General features: G+C 33.3%; 11 protein-coding genes. 5 read left to right on the forward strand and 6 right to left on the reverse strand.

What is annotated here, in order from left to right; translation table 11 throughout:
* Positions 1-80 precede the first annotated feature (80 nt).
* The 3 genes from AC4FQ3_RS10545 to AC4FQ3_RS10555 form a co-directional block, all read right to left on the reverse strand.
* A complete protein-coding gene (locus AC4FQ3_RS10545) occupies positions 81-341 on the reverse strand; it encodes a hypothetical protein (protein ID WP_491181821.1) in 261 nt (86 codons plus the stop codon).
* A gap of 174 nt (positions 342-515) precedes the next feature.
* On the reverse strand, positions 516-1322 hold the full coding sequence (locus tag AC4FQ3_RS10550; RefSeq protein WP_491181822.1) for a LytR/AlgR family response regulator transcription factor: 807 nt from the start codon (positions 1320-1322) through the stop codon (positions 516-518).
* 188 nt (positions 1323-1510) lie between these two features.
* Positions 1511-3049 carry a glycine--tRNA ligase gene (locus AC4FQ3_RS10555; protein ID WP_463459453.1) on the reverse strand — a complete coding sequence of 513 codons (1539 nt, stop codon included), beginning with the start codon at positions 3047-3049 and terminating at the stop codon, positions 1511-1513.
* A gap of 98 nt (positions 3050-3147) precedes the next feature.
* Here AC4FQ3_RS10555 and AC4FQ3_RS10560 point away from each other — a divergent pair, with 98 nt between their 5' ends.
* Positions 3148-3831, forward strand: coding sequence for a ComF family protein (locus AC4FQ3_RS10560; protein ID WP_073397381.1), 684 nt, complete (start codon positions 3148-3150; stop codon positions 3829-3831).
* Positions 3832-3893: 62 nt separating this feature from the next.
* Here AC4FQ3_RS10560 and AC4FQ3_RS10565 read toward each other — a convergent pair whose 3' ends face one another.
* Positions 3894-6542, reverse strand: a complete 2649-nt coding sequence (locus tag AC4FQ3_RS10565; protein WP_491181823.1) for a zinc-dependent metalloprotease — start codon at positions 6540-6542, stop codon at positions 3894-3896.
* Between the two features lie 195 nt (positions 6543-6737).
* Between AC4FQ3_RS10565 and AC4FQ3_RS10570 the strand changes: the two genes are divergently transcribed.
* The 4 genes from AC4FQ3_RS10570 to AC4FQ3_RS10585 all read left to right on the forward strand — a co-directional run bounded on the left by AC4FQ3_RS10570 (position 6738) and on the right by AC4FQ3_RS10585 (position 10752).
* Complete coding sequence (locus tag AC4FQ3_RS10570; RefSeq protein ID WP_491181824.1) at positions 6738-7667, forward strand: bifunctional riboflavin kinase/FAD synthetase; 930 nt, start codon at positions 6738-6740, stop codon at positions 7665-7667.
* A 418-nt stretch (positions 7668-8085) separates the two neighbouring features.
* Positions 8086-8523, forward strand: a complete 438-nt coding sequence (locus AC4FQ3_RS10575) for a hypothetical protein (RefSeq protein WP_073397377.1) — start codon at positions 8086-8088, stop codon at positions 8521-8523.
* A 174-nt stretch (positions 8524-8697) separates the two neighbouring features.
* Positions 8698-9786 carry a biotin synthase BioB gene (gene bioB, locus AC4FQ3_RS10580; protein ID WP_042562967.1) on the forward strand — a complete coding sequence of 363 codons (1089 nt, stop codon included), beginning with the start codon at positions 8698-8700 and terminating at the stop codon, positions 9784-9786.
* An 81-nt stretch (positions 9787-9867) separates the two neighbouring features.
* A complete protein-coding gene (locus tag AC4FQ3_RS10585; protein WP_491181825.1) occupies positions 9868-10752 on the forward strand; it encodes a cupin-like domain-containing protein in 885 nt (294 codons plus the stop codon).
* Positions 10753-10813: 61 nt separating this feature from the next.
* Here AC4FQ3_RS10585 and AC4FQ3_RS10590 read toward each other — a convergent pair whose 3' ends face one another.
* On the reverse strand, positions 10814-13666 hold the full coding sequence (locus AC4FQ3_RS10590) for a DUF8693 domain-containing protein (RefSeq protein WP_491181826.1): 2853 nt from the start codon (positions 13664-13666) through the stop codon (positions 10814-10816).
* A 474-nt stretch (positions 13667-14140) separates the two neighbouring features.
* On the reverse strand, positions 14141-17992 hold the full coding sequence (locus AC4FQ3_RS10595) for a DUF8693 domain-containing protein (RefSeq protein WP_491181827.1): 3852 nt from the start codon (positions 17990-17992) through the stop codon (positions 14141-14143).
* Positions 17993-18043 lie beyond the last annotated feature (51 nt).

Here is an 18043-nt window from a genome sequence, read left to right on the forward strand (position 1 = left end):
AAATACTAAAACTATACATACAAAAATAAGGCTGCCAAAATTTTGGCAGCCTAAAATATTATCAGGTAAATTAATTAAAATTAATCTTGCTTTTTGTTTAAGCCTAAAGATTGATTAACAGCTGTAAAATCTAAGTTATTGTTTATTAATGTAGATTGTTCAGTTGGCATTAGTCCATCAACTTTTTTAGTTTGGCCACCTGTTGCACCGCCTCTGGGATCAATAGATTTTTCAAAATAGGTGTTTTTATTTAAAGCATTTGCTGCCATTTCTGGTGCCGTAAATGAAGTTGTTACTACTACTAAAGAAAATAATCCGATTGTTAAAGCTGCTTTTTTCATGTTTTTGAGGTGTTTAGTTTTGATTTATTTTTGGGGCTTATGATTGCTTTGGTTGCAAATCATGGGACAAAGCTAAGACCACGACATAAAAAAATTGTGTGAAAAAATCAGTTTATGGTAAAACATGCCCAATTGATAGTCAATGAACGTCAAATCGATGTAAATACTTAGTTTTTAGACTTCTAAGTAATTTCCTGCAGAAAAATTAGTAATAATCAAATCAACATTTGATTTATAGGTTTTTGAGAAGGGAATTTTTTTCGGAGAATTTTTAATGTAACAAACTGAGTGTCCGCTATGAATTCTGGAAATGTAATTTTGATTGATAATAAAGCTATTGTGAATTCTTACAAACGGGTGCGATAAAACAAACTCAAAATGTTTTAAGGTTTTAAAAGCGGTTATCATTTCGCCGGAACTCAAATAAATATCTGTAGAATTATTATCGGCTTGAAAATAACAAATATCGTCTGTAGATATATAACGATAATCGCCATATGATTTAATGCATAAAATAAGCGGTTTATCAATTTGAGCAGGCTGCAAAGCTGGAATTACTGAAGTATTAATTCTATTTTTAATTTTTGCAGCATTTGCTTCTAAGGTCGTTTTATCCAGCTTTAAAATAATTTTAAGCAAATCAATCTCTAAAACAGGTTTCAGGATATAATCAAAAACATTGTATTGAATCGCATCAAAAGCAAGCTCTTTTGCAGAAGTGGTAACAATTATTTTAGGCACTTCTGTAAGATATCGATGCAATTCATTAATGAAGGAAAGCGATAAATTGCTGGACAATTCTGTGGGATCAATTTCTAAAAAAATAAAAGAGGGCTTATGTTCTAAAACCAAATTCAATCCGTCCTGATAATTTGTAGCCGTTGCAATACAGGTAAGTTCTGAAAACTCTCCGGCCAGCGCGTGAGTTTTCAAAATATCTTCGGCGTTATCATCAATAATAATATAAGAATACTTTTTCAATATTATTTTTAAAATGGTGTTTAGACTTTGTATGCGCATCTAATTTACGCAATTCTGTTAATCAAACATTTCATTGTTAATAAGTATAAACAAATGTTAAAATAAGGAAATAAACACGCCAATGCAAAATTAAAAAATCCCAAACTCCTATTGGAATTTGGGATTTTAATATATGAAATTTAAAAAAATTACATTTTCATCAACCAGTTTTTCATAGAAACTTCGTTTTCGATAATATCTTTCAATTCAGAAATTTTTACACGATCTTGTTTCATGGTATCTCTATGACGAATTGTTACTGTTTCATCATCGATTGTTTGATGATCTACAGTGATACAAAACGGAGTTCCAAGTGCATCTTGTCTTCTGTAACGACGACCTACTGCATCTTTTTCGTCATAAGCTACACTGAAATCCCATTTTAAATCTTCGATGATTTTTCTGGCGATATCCGGTAAACCGTCTTTTTTAACCAATGGTAAAATAGCGGCTTTTGTTGGTGCCAGAACTGATGGTAATTTCAATACTGTTCTAGTTGAACCGTCTTCAAGAGTTTCTTCTTGTAATGAAGTGGCAAAAACAGCCAGGAACATACGATCTAAACCTACTGAAGTTTCGACTACATATGGCACGTAGTTTTCATTTAATTCAGGATCAAAATATTGCAATTTTCTACCAGAATATTGTTCGTGTGCTTTTAAATCAAAATCTGTACGAGAGTGAATTCCTTCTAATTCTTTAAATCCGAACGGGAAGTTAAATTCAATATCGGCAGCAGCATTGGCATAATGGGCTAATTTTTCGTGATCGTGAAAACGATAATTCTCTCTTCCTAATCCCAAAGATAAATGCCAGTTTAAACGGGCTTCTTTCCAGTGGTGATACCATTTCATTTCTTCACCCGGACGAACGAAAAATTGCATTTCCATTTGTTCAAATTCACGCATACGGAAAATGAATTGTCTTGCAACAATTTCATTTCTAAACGCTTTACCCGTTTGAGCAATTCCAAAAGGAACTTTCATACGACCTGATTTTTGAACATTCAGGAAATTCACAAAGATACCCTGAGCTGTTTCCGGACGTAAATATAAATCCATTGCAGAATCTGCAGAAGCTCCTAATTTTGTTCCGAACATTAGGTTGAATTGCTTAACATCTGTCCAGTTTCTTGAACCGGTTTCAGGATCAGCAATTTCTAATTCTTCGATTAAAGCTTTTACATCCTGAAGATCTTCGCTCATTCCTTTTGCAAGTCTTGATAAAATTTCTTTATATTTTGAAAGATATTCTACAACACGAGCATTTGTGGTAACAAATTCTTCTTCATTAAAAGCATCTCCAAAACGAGCTTTTGCTTTTTCAATTTCTTTTTGAGCTTTTTGATTTAGCTTTTCAGCATAATCTTCAACTAAAACATCTGCTCTATATCTTTTTTTCGAATCTTTATTATCAATTAACGGATCATTGAAAGCATCAACGTGGCCTGAAGCTTTCCAGGTTGTTGGATGCATCAATATTGCAGCATCAAGGCCGACAATATTCTCGTTCATCTGAACCATTGATTTCCACCAATATTCACGGATATTCTTTTTTAATTCGACTCCATTTTGTGCGTAATCATACACTGCACTTAATCCGTCGTATACTTCGCTTGACGGAAAAATAAATCCGTACTCTTTTGCGTGCGAAACCACATTCTTAAATATATCTTCTTGTTTTGCCATAGTGATGCAAAAATATAAAAAGTACGTTTAAAAAAAAGAAAAATTATAAAGATTGAAGCATTGATTTAATTATTTTTGTAACTAAATTCTGTCTATTTGTGTTTAATTCTCTTCTTAACCTGTTTTTCCCTAAAGTTTGTGCCGGATGTCGCAAACTTTTATTAGCAACCGAAAATGTTTTATGTACAAATTGTCGTCATGAAATGCCTCTGACTCAATATCATTTGGATAGCAAAAATGAGGCTGTTAAAAAATTTTACGGCAAGATTGAAATCGAGTATGCATCTGCATTTTTATATTTTAATAAAAAAGGAATAGTTCAGGAACTTATTCATAATCTAAAATACAAAGGCCAAGAAGATATTGGTACTATTTTAGGAAACTGGTATATTGAAGATCTAAGAGAACTGCAATTGAAAATTCCTTTTGATGTTGTAATTCCGGTGCCATTACACAAAAGAAAACTTAAGGAACGAGGTTATAATCAGGTTACAACCTTTGGAAAAACTTTGGCAAAAGGTCTAGAAATTGCTTATGATGATACTGTTTTATACAGAAAAAAGTATTCTAAAACACAATCCAAAAAAAATCTTTTGGGGAGATCAGAAAACATCGAAAATATATTTGATGTTCATTCTATAGAAAAGCATCAAAACAAACATTTATTAATTATTGATGATGTACTTACTACAGGCGCCACGCTTGAAGCCTGTTCACGTGCTTTACTAAAAATTCCCGGAATTAAAATAAGCATTGTTTGTATGGCGATGGCGAACTCTTAAAATTTCAATTTTTTAAATACCAAAAAACAATAGATAATTAAACTGGAATTTGGTATTGGATTTTAATAAATAATTATTTTTTTCACTGTTCTTTTATCTCCATCAATAACTGTTACAAAATACATACCCGCTGCTACATCAGATAATTTAATATCTTGTTTAAAGTTTGGTGTACTTTCGAAAGTATTTAAATATATTCTTTTACCTAAAACATTATGAACAAAAACCTGAACTTCGGTTTTTGATTCGGTTGTAAATTGAATTGTAAAACTTCCTTTGTTTGGATTTGGATAAAGAACAAAAGCAACATCATCAGGTTCTTTGACTCCTAAGGTAAATGTCTGACTACAAATATTAATTGATGCTGAATTTATAGTTCCAAATCTGCCTGTAACGGCATCGCGAACTCTTAAAGTCCAGGGTCCTTGCGAATTTTCTCCATTAAAAGCAGCTAAAGCATCAACCGGAAGAACAATTTGAGCTGTTGTTTTGGCACAATCTAATTCAATTCCCGAATCATCATATTGCAATGCTAATGTAGAATCTGTACCTGAACAGCCTTTATTAAATAACTGAACAACAGTTCCGGCTGGACTAACGATTTGAATTTCTAAATCAGAAAATCGTGCATGTGTCACATTCAAATCGACACTTACATTTGACACAGTTTCTGTTGATGTTTGAACAGTGATAGTTCTTGATGTATAAGTACTTGAAGTTGGAATACTAAACGAACTGCCAAAACTATATGAATTACATGTCGTTGTTGATGTATATCCTATTGCAAAAGATTTACTATTTAAAGCGTAATAAATATTTGCTGTTGGCTCAATCAAAATTCTGCAACTTGTTGATGAAACCACACTTGTTGGAATCAAAATGGATTCTGAACCATCATTTGGAGTGTTTGCTGCTAAAATTAGAGGAAATGTTAAACCTCCATCGGTAGATAATTTTATATTTACATTTGATGAACCTTCAAGATTAGTGGTGTTATTTACATTCCATGTAATAGTTTGAAATGATCCTTGTGCCCAACTTAAGTCAGCAGTATTTTGAGACGTAACTGCAAATGGCCCAGCTGAAGAAGATACATTTACAGTCATTTCGTCGGTATTTGTTTGAGCCGTTCCAAAAATCCCATTATCTCTGGCTGTTAAAGTAAAATGTAACATTCTTGCAATAGACGAAACAGATTCCCATGTTGTCGTTAATCTATTTTGAAGAACAGAACTAAAACTTGGCATATATCGAATTAGCGAACTATTAGGAGCTACAGATCTAAATAATGGTCCGTCTGGCTTAGTAGCGTATGCTACACTATTTCCACTTGAAGTTGTTGTTGCATTATCATTTTCTTCCCAATTATAAGTAGTGGCACTGCCTTCAACATTTGATCCTGTACCGGTTAAAACGAAAGGGGTACTAATTGGAATTGTGTAATCTGCCCCCGCGCCAATTGTTGGCGGATTATTAGTTAATGCTGTACTAACCGGACAGCTTTTTCCTGCAAGATTATTTTGAATTTGTAAAATACTAACATAAGCAAAATAGTCGTCAGAATTGCTTTGAACATCATAATCTGTTATTCCGGCATATCCCATAATAGTAGAACCACTTCCCGGTTCAACATTTACGTTTGTTCTTTCTCCGGCATCATATGAAAAAGTATGATTTGCTCCCAATTGATGTCCTATTTCGTGAACTACAAAATCAATATCAAATGTATCACCTTCAGGTTTTCCGTCTGATGGTGAGGTGTAAGCGCTTCCTTTTTCAGAATTTATACAAACGCATCCAATACAATTTGCATTACCTCCTCCGCCAGAAGCTCCAAACAAATGACCAATATCATAATTTCCTTCCCCAATAACACTAGTCAGTGTACTTTGAACTTCCTGATTCCATGCACCATCTACCCCTACTCCCGCGTTTGAATAAGGATCTGCTGAAGCATCTGTATAAATTACGGCATCATTGTTTGCGATTAAAATAAGGTGTAATGCCAAATCTTTATTTAAAACCCCGTTAACTCTTGATAAAGTTGCATTCATTCCTGCTAATGCACCTACCTTAGTACCTCCAAAATACGAAGTGTATTCTCCTGTACATGACAATGCCAATCGCATTGTTTTAAAAACTTTATTATTTGAAGCTTCTTTGGCAGTTTTACCTGAACTATTAGTATCTGTTATAACATTATCTGTTTTACAAATTAATTTTGAAGAAGCAGTTTTATTTGAAGTAAATAAAACATATTCCGATTTATCATCCGGATTTTGCTCTATAAATTCAGATGGTTTATCGGCACGAATTACCATTGTCTGTGTGCCAATTGGTGAAACGCTAAAGTGTATTTTTGCCGATTTATCGTCTATTCCACGGCCTTCGTAAGCTCTAATTTCAGGATATTTTGCCTGTAATTCAGGATCAAAATTTGAAAATTCCCAAACTGAAAATCTTTCCAAAACACCTTCCGAATTAGGAATTGTAATTTCTGAACTACTATTTTTTGAACTTTTATTGGTTGCAGATGAAAGTTTTGCTTTCAGATAATCTGAATTCAATTTATAATATAATTTATGTGAATCAGACGAATTTACACTTTTATTCAAAACTGAACCAGAACTCCTCTGCCATAAATTATCATTTTGAGCATGAACTTTGACACAACAAAAAATAAGTAATAAAAATAGTAGCTGTTTATTCATACTCAAGGGATTTAGAAAAATCAAAATTAAGTGAATTAAATTAAATTCTTACATATATACGACAATTAATGGTTTTTTATCGACCAGCGAGTCAATTATCACAAAAAGTGACTTTATAATCTTAAAAAATCAATTAACCTTAGTGTCAAATTTAAAATAGATAGTATAAATTTGCACCATCCTAAACAATTTGCTTTGAAGCTCTTTCATTCTATAAACGATTTTCAATCACCCAAGAAAACTATTTTAACTCTTGGTACCTTTGATGGCGTACATATTGGTCATAAAAAAATTTTAGAACGAATTACCCAAAATACTGAAAACGGGAAATACGAAAGTTTAGTGCTTACTTTTTTTCCGCATCCGCGAATGGTTCTACAGGAAAAATCAGAAATAAAACTTTTAAATACGATTGCCGAAAAATCGAAACTACTCGAAGAAACCGGAATAGAAAATCTTGTTATTCATCCGTTTAACGAAAGTTTTTCGAGATTAACAGCCGAAGAATTTGTTCATTCTATTTTAGTTGATCAATTTCATATTCAAAAGATAATTATTGGGCATGATCACCGTTTTGGAAGAAACAGAACGGCTAATATTGATGATTTAATCGCTTTTGGTGCTGAATATGGTTTTGAAGTAGAGCAAATTTCGGCACAGGAAATTCAGGATGTTTCGGTAAGCTCTACCAAAATCAGAAAAGCTTTAGATGAAGGAAATATAACTTTGGCCAACGATTATTTGGGTTATGCTTATTTTTTAAGCGGCGAAGTTGTAAAAGGAAAACAATTAGGAAGAACAATTGGTTTCCCAACGGCCAATATCCAAATTGAAGAAGATTATAAAAAAATTCCTAAAAACGGTGTTTATATCGTGAAAACCTTTATTGACAACAAAGAGATTTTTGGAATGATGAATATTGGTTTTAATCCAACTGTAAATGGACAAAAGCAAACTATCGAGGTCAATCTTTTTGATTTTGATGCTGATATTTATGGTCAAAAACTGGAAATCTCTTTATTGGAATATATTCGGGAAGAACAAAAATTCGGTTCGGTAGATTTACTTAAAGAACAATTAAATCAGGATAAAAAGACTGCCTTAGACTTTGTGGGACAACTTTAGGAATATTTTCCATTCATTTTTTATAAATATTTTTTTTGCAGATTATAATATATGTAGTCCCTACGGGACAAAATTGTGCTATCTAATATTTTTTGCTACCAATAGATAATCTCTCCGAGATATTTTAAGATTTTCCATGCCGGGACAAATCCGATATCTAACTATATTTTCTACCAATCTCTCCGAGATATTTATAATGTCAATATTTTACAAAATACTCCGCCAGGAGTTAAATATTGGTAACAAACGAAATCACGATACTCAGAAATGTCCTGTAGGGACTACCCCTGATATCTATTATTGCCACTATATATACTTTATGCCCATTTAAAAAACTTTGTACTTCTTTTTTTAGTAAATTTGATATACAACTCTGTTTGTCAACAATTTACTATTAACTTCTTTAAAAATAACCACTATGAAATTACCTAAAGAAATTACCAACGGTTTTTTAATTTTCCTGGGAATTGGCATCTATTTTTTATTGATGAATCTTTTAGGACTCGCTGATTTGTTTTATTTACGTACGCTAAATGTCTTTTTTATATTTTATGGCGTAAACAGAACCATGCAGATGAATCTTCATGAAGGAGAAACCAACTTCGTATCCAACGCAGTTTCTGCTATGACAACATCTGTCGTTGGTGTATCCATGAGCGTTTTTGGCTTGTTAGTTTACAGTTACGCACGAGGTGGTGATGCATATGTAAAAACACTTTCTGAAGCATTTATGTTTGGAGGAAATCCATCTGTACCAACTTATTGCATTTGTTTATTATTTGAAGGACTCGCCTCTTCTGTTATTGTAACTTTAATGATGATGTTGTATTGGAACAATAAATATGCAGCCGATTAATTTTTTAGAATAAAATACATAATTTAAACACTCTAAAATCATAAAAAGATATAATTATATGATTTTAGAGTGTTTCTTTTTTGAAAATAACTATCAATTGTTCATTTACAGAATTCGGCATTGGTTGATTAGAACAATTTCGTTACTTTTGAAGCTTCAAAAACAATGTACCTAATGAGTATTACAAAACACAACTGGACAAAAGACGAGATAATCGCCATATATAATAAACCGATGATGGACTTGCTGTATGAAGCAGCAACAATTCACAGACAAAAACATGATCCGAACGTAGTTCAGGTATCTACATTACTATCTATCAAAACCGGGGGCTGTCCTGAAGATTGCGGTTATTGCCCTCAAGCTGCACGCTACAACACAGGAGTTGAAGGAAACGACTTGATGAGTGTAAGTCAGGTAAAAGCTCAGGCTTTGCGTGCAAAATCAAGCGGATCATCTCGTGTTTGTATGGGAGCTGCCTGGAGAAATGTAAAAGATGGTGAAGAATTTGATCAGGTTTTAGAAATGGTGCGTACCATCAACAAACTCGATATGGAAGTTTGCTGTACTTTGGGTATGATTACCGAAAACCAGGCGCAACGTTTGGCTGAAGCAGGTTTATATGCTTACAATCACAATTTAGATACTTCTGAAGAATATTATAAAGATGTAATTTCAACACGTGGTTTCGAAGACCGTTTGCAAACTATCGAAAATGTTCGTAAAACGAATGTTACTGTTTGTAGCGGAGGAATTATTGGAATGGGAGAAAGTATCGAAGACAGAGCAGGAATGCTTGTTGCGCTTTCGACTTTAAATCCACAACCAGAATCTGTGCCAATTAATGCTTTGGTTGCTGTTGAAGGAACTCCGATGGAAGAAGAAAAACCAGTTGAAATCTGGGAAATGATTCGTATGGTGGCTACTACAAGAATTGTAATGCCGGATACACAAGTACGTTTATCTGCAGGAAGAACCAATATGAGCCGCGAAGGACAAGCAATGTGCTTTTTTGCAGGTGCCAATTCTATTTTTGCAGGAGACAAATTACTTACAACACCAAATCCGGATGTACACGAAGACATGAAAATGTTTGAAATGTTAGGATTAATTCCGCAAAAACCATTTACAAAAGTTTCGCAGCCAAAAACTGTTGAAGCATCAGATTCTCAATTTGCTCCTTTAGGCGAAAAACCAAAATGGTCAAGACCGGGACATACAATTGAAAGAAATCTTGAGGCTTCGATCAAATCAAAAATTTAAGTTATTGAGTTAATAAATCTCGAAAAATATTTTTAAATTGCTTATAACAAGTGTTATAAGCAATTTTTTTATTTAATAGAGATGAATTTAAAACAAATCGAAAGGGTAAAAAAAATCTCTAAATCTGATTTTATTTCCCAATACGTAAAAAACCAAATTCCCGTTGTCATAGAAGAACTGACTGAAGACTGGCCAGCTTATTCTAAATGGAAATTATCATATATGAAAGAAATCGCAGGTGATACTATCGTTCCTTTATACGATAACAGACCTGTAAACCACGAAGATGGCTTTAATGAAGCGCACACTAAAATGAAGATGAGCGACTACATTGATCTTTTAGAATCTAAGCCAACAAACTACCGCATTTTCCTTTATAATTTAATGAAAGAAATACCAACGCTAAAAGACGACTTTTTATGGCCTGATATTGGTTTGAAATTAGTGAAGCAAATGCCTATGTTGTTTTTTGGTGGAGAAAATTCAAAGGTTTTTATGCATTATGATATTGATTATTCTAATATTTTGCATTTTCATTTTCATGGAGAAAAACAATGCATGCTTTTTGCTCCGGATCAGTCTAAATATATGTACAAAGTTCCGCACGCTTTAATTTCGAGAGAAGACATTGATTTTGATGATCCTGATTATGAAAAATGGCCCGCCCTTAAAAATGCCGAAGGTTATATTACTAATCTTAAACATGGCGAAGTATTGTACATGCCAGAAGGATATTGGCATTATATGAAATACTTAACTCCTGGTTTTTCTATGAGTTTGCGTGCTTTTCCAAAAAATATTGCCCATTTATCAAAGGCGGCTTATAATGTATTTATTATGCGGCATTTTGATGTTTTAATGCGAAAATTTAAAGGTCAAAAATGGATTGACTATAAAAACGAAAAAGCAATTCAGAATACACATCAAAATCTGACGAAATCTGAAAATCTGGCAAAGTCTGCCTGATATAATTAAAAAAGCCGTTGTAAACTTTAAAGTTCACAACGGCTTTTTTATAAAACCATTATTAGAATGCCATTTTTGTAGTAGTTACATTTCCATTATCCAAAATTGTTTTAATCAACAAAACCTGATTAGATTGTAAATTGGATATCTGCAATTCTGTACTATCTATTTTCTTTTTATTATAAAGCAATTTTCCGGTAACATCAAAAATAAAAACCTCTGTGATATTTTCTTTGGTTGATGTTAACTTGATAATTTTCTCTTTTGAAGAAACCAAAATTTTCTGTTCCACATCCTCAATAGCAACTTTTTTCAAAGTTTTATTATTACTATAACGCAGTACAAAACGACCATCAAAAGTACCTGTTGAAGTTGTAAAGGTATAATTGCCGGTTCTTAAGTCATGAATTGAATTGGTTGTTTTGTCTTCTAAATAAATAGCCTGATTAACCAAATTACCATCGGTCTGATCTATAGAAATAGTAAAATTGCCGGCAATTGTGCTTTTATATCCAAGCGGTACAATATCAGTATCCGAAAAAGGTACGGCGCGTCCCTGAATTACAAGTTTATGTCCATTATTTACACTATAAAAATCCAAATATGGATTACCATCAATTGTTTGACCGTCATATCTGGTTTCATAATCGTTAGTAGCTCCTTCAATATAACCAATTAAAATTTGTTTAAAGGCACCACCATCATTAGTCATATTAAGCCATAACCGATTTTTTTCAAGTGCAGCTTTTGAAGTTTTTGCTAGTTTAAAAAACTGACTGTTTGAGCCAAAACGCATCGCATTTGTAAAAGTTACTGTTCCGGACGAGCTTGTTTCAGTAAAAAAACCTTGCCCGGCTGCTATTTTACCGCCTGGTATTTCCTTATTGTTTCCTGATGCTGTGGTTGCTGTTTTGGCTGCAACGCCCCCAGTTAAATTATAACTTGCATAATCATCTGAATTGTATTTATAAGAAGTTCCAAATACTACGGGCGTGTTGTGTGTCCAGAAATATAAGGTTCCGGTTAAAACCGGGTTATTCAAAATAAATTCATCGGCATCTAATGCTGAAGGATAAGGATTTCCCAGCAAATAAAATTTTCCGCTATCTAATGTCGCACTGGTTACATTTCCATTATTAGGAACTCCAATAAAAGAAGCTGTGTAATCGGTCCTGATTGTATTAGAATAATTTTGCGGACCACGAATTATATAACCTTCTCCAACAACCATAGTCGTACTTCTGTTTGTGATTACCCAATTTGTTCCGCTATATCTAAAATATTTATCTCCAAGCGTTAATGGCGAAACATCAACCAGTTTTTGCGGGTTTACGGGAGTTGACCAATATACAAAATCGGCCTGGCGAATTTGCGGGCTTATTCGTTTGTAAATAATATTTCCGGTATTAATTACATTATTACGCTGTATTAAACTTGCATTATTCTCGAATATTAATTTTGTTCCTGTTCCAGATTCTACCGTAAGACCGTTATCAATAAATAATGTATGTGGAGAATTTATTGTCACTTCTTTTCCCCCTTTTACTTTACAAGAGCAACCGCTTATATCTCCTGTTGACTGATAGTTTTCGGCAAATTCAATGATATCAGAAGATATCGGCACGCTCCCTTTCGACCATGTTGTTCCATTCCACGTATTTACATCCGGTGCTTTTATTACAATACTAACTGTTGGCAATGAAGTACAGTTTACACCATCCTGTGCCGTAAAAGTGTATGTGCCGGGAGCTAAATTAGCAATTGTATAATTAGAGCCTGAAAATGAATAAGTTTGAGTTGATGAACCGCTTTGGTTAATTTGTCCATTTGTTGCAGATATAAATCCGTTAAGTTCTACACTTCCTGTTGAGATAACACAAGTTGGTTGTGTAATAGTAACAACATTGGGTGTGGGTAATGAAGATTTAACGGTTACAGTAGTGACTGAAGAAGCAAGACTTTGACATCCTGTAGCATTTGTTACCTGAACAGAATAATTTCCAGATGTTGCTACCACTATACTTTTTGTAGTTGCACCCGTTGACCATAAATAACTTGCTCCAGTAATGGAAGTCAATGTAACATTTCCACCATCACAAAATGTTGTAGCCCCGCTTGTGGATATTGTGGGGACCGCAGGTTTGGCATTAACGGTTGCAAAAATAGTTTTAGAACTGGTATAAACAGATCCTCCATAAGTAGTAGTATAGGTAAGATTGGCTTCATAAGAACCTGATATAGCATTTGCAAAAGATACTACTGATTGTTTATCTGGATAGTTTACAAAAGATGCCGCACCGGGAAGTTTTACAGACCAATGCCAGTTCAATGCAGCTCCGTCTGCCCCATCTTTTGCTGCGGTAAAATTAAGAGTGTTCCCTTCACAAACTGGCGCATTACTTGTAGGGTTTGATTGTAAAGTTCCTCCTAAATTATTAAGCTGCGCGAAAGTATATTCAGCATTGCCACTTCCTACACAAACGGCAAATTTTACTGTACCAATATACAAAGCAACCTGATTTGAGCATCCTCCTCCTGTGTCATCAATTTTCCCCGGTGGATTGATATCTACGATTGTCCCAGCTGGAAAACGAATAGAACTCTGATTTGTATTAAAATCCAGTACTCCATTAATAGTAACAACCAGAATATTTCCTGCAGAAGTTGATACTATTGGATCTCCGGAAGCCAACAATGTTCCGTTTATCGTTAACGATTTTATTGAAACATTTGTGCTAAGCGTTATGGTTGATCCGGAAGCAATAATAACATCATCATTTATAGTAGGTACTGTTCCGCCAATCCATGATGCTGTAGCTGTCCAATTTCCCGTTCCTGTACTTGTTATGGTAGCTCCATTTGAAAATCCAAAACAAAATAACATTGATAAAATAAATAGTAATTTTCGGTTCATCTCACGTGGTATTTAAATTTAACAATAGATCTTTTTTAGTAAATTATTTTTCAAAAAAAGCTCCTAAGATTTTGCTTTTTTTTTAGTCCATCCCTGAGGAAATTTTAAGGCCTTTTTTATCACCTGTTTTTTCCTCAAAACACCATAAACAATTTACAATTTTCTATTAACTAAGGTTAAATTAACACTCTGTATTTCAGTCAATTAAACTCGATTTTGCTATTTTAAGTTATTTCTCATAAATACTTTTTTTTTAAGTAATTCATCATATAAAAAATGCAAATCATCTGATTTTATAAATATGCATTTTTCATTATTTTTCAAAAATTATAATAATTTGAAAAAAAATTATGTTAAAAATAAATTTAACCCAAAAAAAAACGTCTGGAAAACAATATTGAGTCGAAATTTTATTTAAAAAATAGTCGTTCTTTAAACGCGAAATAATCACTCAAAATGGAAGCTAAAAACGTACTAAAATAAAATTTTACGTGTTGAATGATATCCGTTTTTCAACGATATTTTGAGTAGCAAAATTTGATTTTTGGATGATAGATTTTCAATACTAAATCTGGAGTTTTCTATCTTAGTTTTTCTGTAAATCTGTTTACCCGAAATGTCAAAAATTTGAATATTCTTAATATCATTTTTGTTTGCGTCGACAATTATATTATTGTTGTTTACAAAAACTGATATTTGATTTATTTCTCTCTCCGGATTATCTGTTTTTAAATCTTTACTAATGAAATTCAACTCAAAACGTTCATTAAAATTTCCCTTTTTTGTAGAAAATAAATAGGGAGATTCTTTTAGATCATGTTTAATTTTCAAGTCCTTATCTTCAATAAAAACATTTAGATTACTAAACAGTCCATCATCATGATCAATACTAACACTAAATTCGCCATCGATAGTGCTTGAATAGCCTAACAAAATAGACTCAGTATCTTCGAAAGGCAAACCTCTGGCCTGAATTACTAATTTTTTATTTTCAACAACACTATAAAAATCTACAAATTGATTTCCATTAAAAGATTCCGCATCATAACTTTCATCATACAAATTGGTTGCCCCATCGATATATCCAAATAAAATCTGTTTAAAAACGCCTTCGTTATTTTTAAGATTCAACCAGATTCTATGTTTTTCAACAATATTTTCTTTTGTTTTGGCTTGCTTAAAAAAAGCAGAATTTCGACCAGAAATGCGCATACTATTATTGAATTCAGCAATTTCAGAATTTTTACTGATTACAAAAAATGCTTGTCCTGAGGCAATAGTTCCATCGGGAATACTTTCATTTATACCCAATGAAACTGCGCCACGTGTACCAATACCTCCCAGCAAATTGTAAGCAGCATAATCATTAGATGTATATTTATTATTAGTTATTGGTGTATTATGTGTCCAGAAATAAAGAGTCCCTAAAATATTTGACGTGTTGTTAGTCAAAAAAGCATCGGCACTTATTGCTGATGGATATGGATTACCAATTAAATTAAAGCCATTTTGTTTTTCCAAACTTACCTCCACTTTTCCATTAACCGGAACACCTTTAAATGTGGCTTCAAATTTTGAAGGGTTTGTTGTTGAAAATTGCTGTGGACCACGTATACTATATCCTTTGCCGGGAATCATAGTATTTGATGCATTTTCTATCTTCCACTTATCCGAAACAGCATCATAAGAAAAAAACTTATCCTGTAATGTATTGGGTGAAACATTTATTAGTTTTTCATTATAAACAGGTGAAGACCAATAAGTATAATCAAATTTTAATATCGGCGAAGATTTTCTTTTGACAGCAGCAATACCCGTATTTACAATATCATTGTCCCGCTGATATAAACTTGCTGTATTTTCTAAAACTAAAGTACCAAGACCCGAATAGTCGAACTCAATTGCTAAAGTATTTCCACTTAAAAGTGTTACTGTTTTGCCTTCGTTAATATAACAGCTGCAAATATTTGAAGACGTTAAGGCCGGATAATCTTCTTGAAAGTAGATTTGCTTTCCGCCTGACGGTAAACCATTTGACCAGCTGTGACCATTCCAAATTGAGGAATCCAAACAAAGGTTTAAACGTGCAATTCTGTGTTTGGATATTCCTGATACAGAATTGAAATCTCCCCCAATCATTAATTTAAAATCTGATGTGAAGGCCATAGTGTATAATTTACTATTTAAACGGGCATCAAAAGAAGCATCATAATCTCCTGTTTTTAAAAGTCTTATTAATCGTGACGAAACGGAGTTTTTATAAGTTCCGGAAAAAGTTCCACCCACCAGAATACGATCGTCCGGCTGTACCAAAATACTTCGAACGTCACCTTTATTAAAACCTGTACCTGAATCAAAAGTCGTATCTAAACTTCCATTGGTATTTAACCTAAGAATTCTCTTTTGGGACGTGCCATTATAAAATAAAAAACTTCCTCCAACAATAATTTTCCCATCAGACTGCAATGCCATTGCATAAATGTAGTTGTCAAAACCTGCACCAACATTGAAACTGGAGTCAATACTTCCATCCGCATTTAACCTCACCAGTTTTGCAGCAGAATTTCCATTAAAATTATTAAACCTTCCACCAAGCAATATTTTCCCATCTGGCTGAATCAAAACAACTTCGATAATACCATCGGCACCATGACCAATATTAAAACTTAAATCCCGAGTTCCATCAGGTAATAACCTCACTATTCGCGCTGCTGGATTGGCAGTACCATTATAATTTGTAAAGCTTCCCGCCGCAATTATTTTCCCGTCAGACTGAGTTGCCAAAGCGTAAACCTGACTATTAAAACCTGAACCGATATTAAATGTTTGATCAACTGATCCGTCAGACAAAATTCTAATTATCCGATTACAGGCTGTCTCGTTATATTTTGTGAAATTCCCGCCAAGAATAATTTTTCCATCAGGTTGCAAAACGGCTGTTTTAATTAAATTATTCGCACCTGATTGCTTCAAATTAAAACTTTCATCATAAGTTCCATCTTCTAAAAGCCGAACAATTCTTGAAGCCTGTTCGCCATTAAACTTTTTAAAATTTCCAAATACCATTGTCTGTTTATTTTCCAGAGGAATCACTTTATAAACAGAATTATCAAAACCAACTCCTGCTGATAAATATGCTGTATCATATTCTCCTGCCGGATTAATTTTTGCTAATCGGCCTTGATTTAATCCATCGAAAACAGAAAATGAACCACCAACATACCAAGAACCTTCTGCGTCATTTTCTAAAGCTAAAACTGAAGCTGTTGCAGGTCCTGAACCAAAATCCAAATCAGTTCTAATAGTTCCGTCCCGGTTTAAAACACAAATCCGATTCACCTCAGCTCCATTATAAAAACCAGTAAAAGATCCTCCAATCATTATATTACCAGAAATATCTGTTTTTATAACCTGAACTGCGCCTCCATTAAATCCCGATCCTGATAAAAAAGTCGAATCTAAACTTCCGTCTTCATTAATTCGAATAATTCTATTTGCCGAAATTTCATTATAACTGCTAAATTTTCCGCCTAATAGAACTTTTCCATCCGATTGTATAAACATTGCATTTACATCATCGTTAAACCCTGTTCCGATATTAAAACTTTCATCAACTCTTCCTTCGGGAAATAGTTTTATTATTTTATTAGAAGAGATTCCATTGAATGCTGTAAAATTGCCGGACAAAAGTATTTTTCCGTCAGATAAAATTTCGACGTTTGTAATATTTGCTGTTGTGCCAATTCCTGTATTAAACGTAGTATCGATCGCGCCATTGGGCAAAATACGTGCAATTCTATTTACGGTGATACCATTGTATTTTGTAAAACTACCAACGATGATAATTTTTCCATCAGCCTGCTCGCAAACATCATAGATAATTCCTGTTGCTGCACCGATTGTTGTATTAAATGAAGCATCATAGGAACCATCTGAATTTAATCTGACAAGTCTTCCTGAATTATTTCCATTATAGGATGTAAAGCTTCCGCCAACGATTATCTTCCCGTCTCTTTGAATGTGTGAAGTATAAACTTTACCGTTGAACCCTGTGCCAACATGAAAATTTTCATCAAGTATTCCATCCGGATTTAAGCGGGCAAAATAAGGAGAAGGGATTCCGTTAAGATTCAGATAGTCTCCGCCAACAATTAGGTATTGATTAGATTGTATTGATAAAGTTCGAACTGTATTATCAAAACCATCTCCGTTTAGTCCATCATCAATGGTATTAAAATAAGTATCTACTTTGCCTTGCTGGGCCAAAAGTTCCAGACTAATAAAAGGTAAAAAGAGGATCAGGGAAAAAAGTATTTTTTTTATCAAAATGTAAATAAAATTTAGTCAATAATTATTTTGTAAGAATTGGACTAAATT

The organism is Flavobacterium sp. AK-345 (genome assembly GCF_058310175.1).

What these genes read in the sequence shown, in the direction of transcription:
- AC4FQ3_RS10590 (WP_491181826.1), bottom strand. Translation starts at nt 13,666, where the DNA reads ATGAACCGAAAATTACTATTTATTTTATCAATGTTATTTTGTTTTGGA.
- AC4FQ3_RS10555 (WP_463459453.1), bottom strand. Translation starts at nt 3,049, where the DNA reads ATGGCAAAACAAGAAGATATATTTAAGAATGTGGTTTCGCACGCAAAA.
- AC4FQ3_RS10565 (WP_491181823.1), bottom strand. Translation starts at nt 6,542, where the DNA reads ATGAATAAACAGCTACTATTTTTATTACTTATTTTTTGTTGTGTCAAA.
- AC4FQ3_RS10545 (WP_491181821.1), bottom strand. Translation starts at nt 341, where the DNA reads ATGAAAAAAGCAGCTTTAACAATCGGATTATTTTCTTTAGTAGTAGTA.
- AC4FQ3_RS10575 (WP_073397377.1), top strand. Translation starts at nt 8,086, where the DNA reads ATGAAATTACCTAAAGAAATTACCAACGGTTTTTTAATTTTCCTGGGA.
- AC4FQ3_RS10585 (WP_491181825.1), top strand. Translation starts at nt 9,868, where the DNA reads ATGAATTTAAAACAAATCGAAAGGGTAAAAAAAATCTCTAAATCTGAT.
- bioB (WP_042562967.1), top strand. Translation starts at nt 8,698, where the DNA reads ATGAGTATTACAAAACACAACTGGACAAAAGACGAGATAATCGCCATA.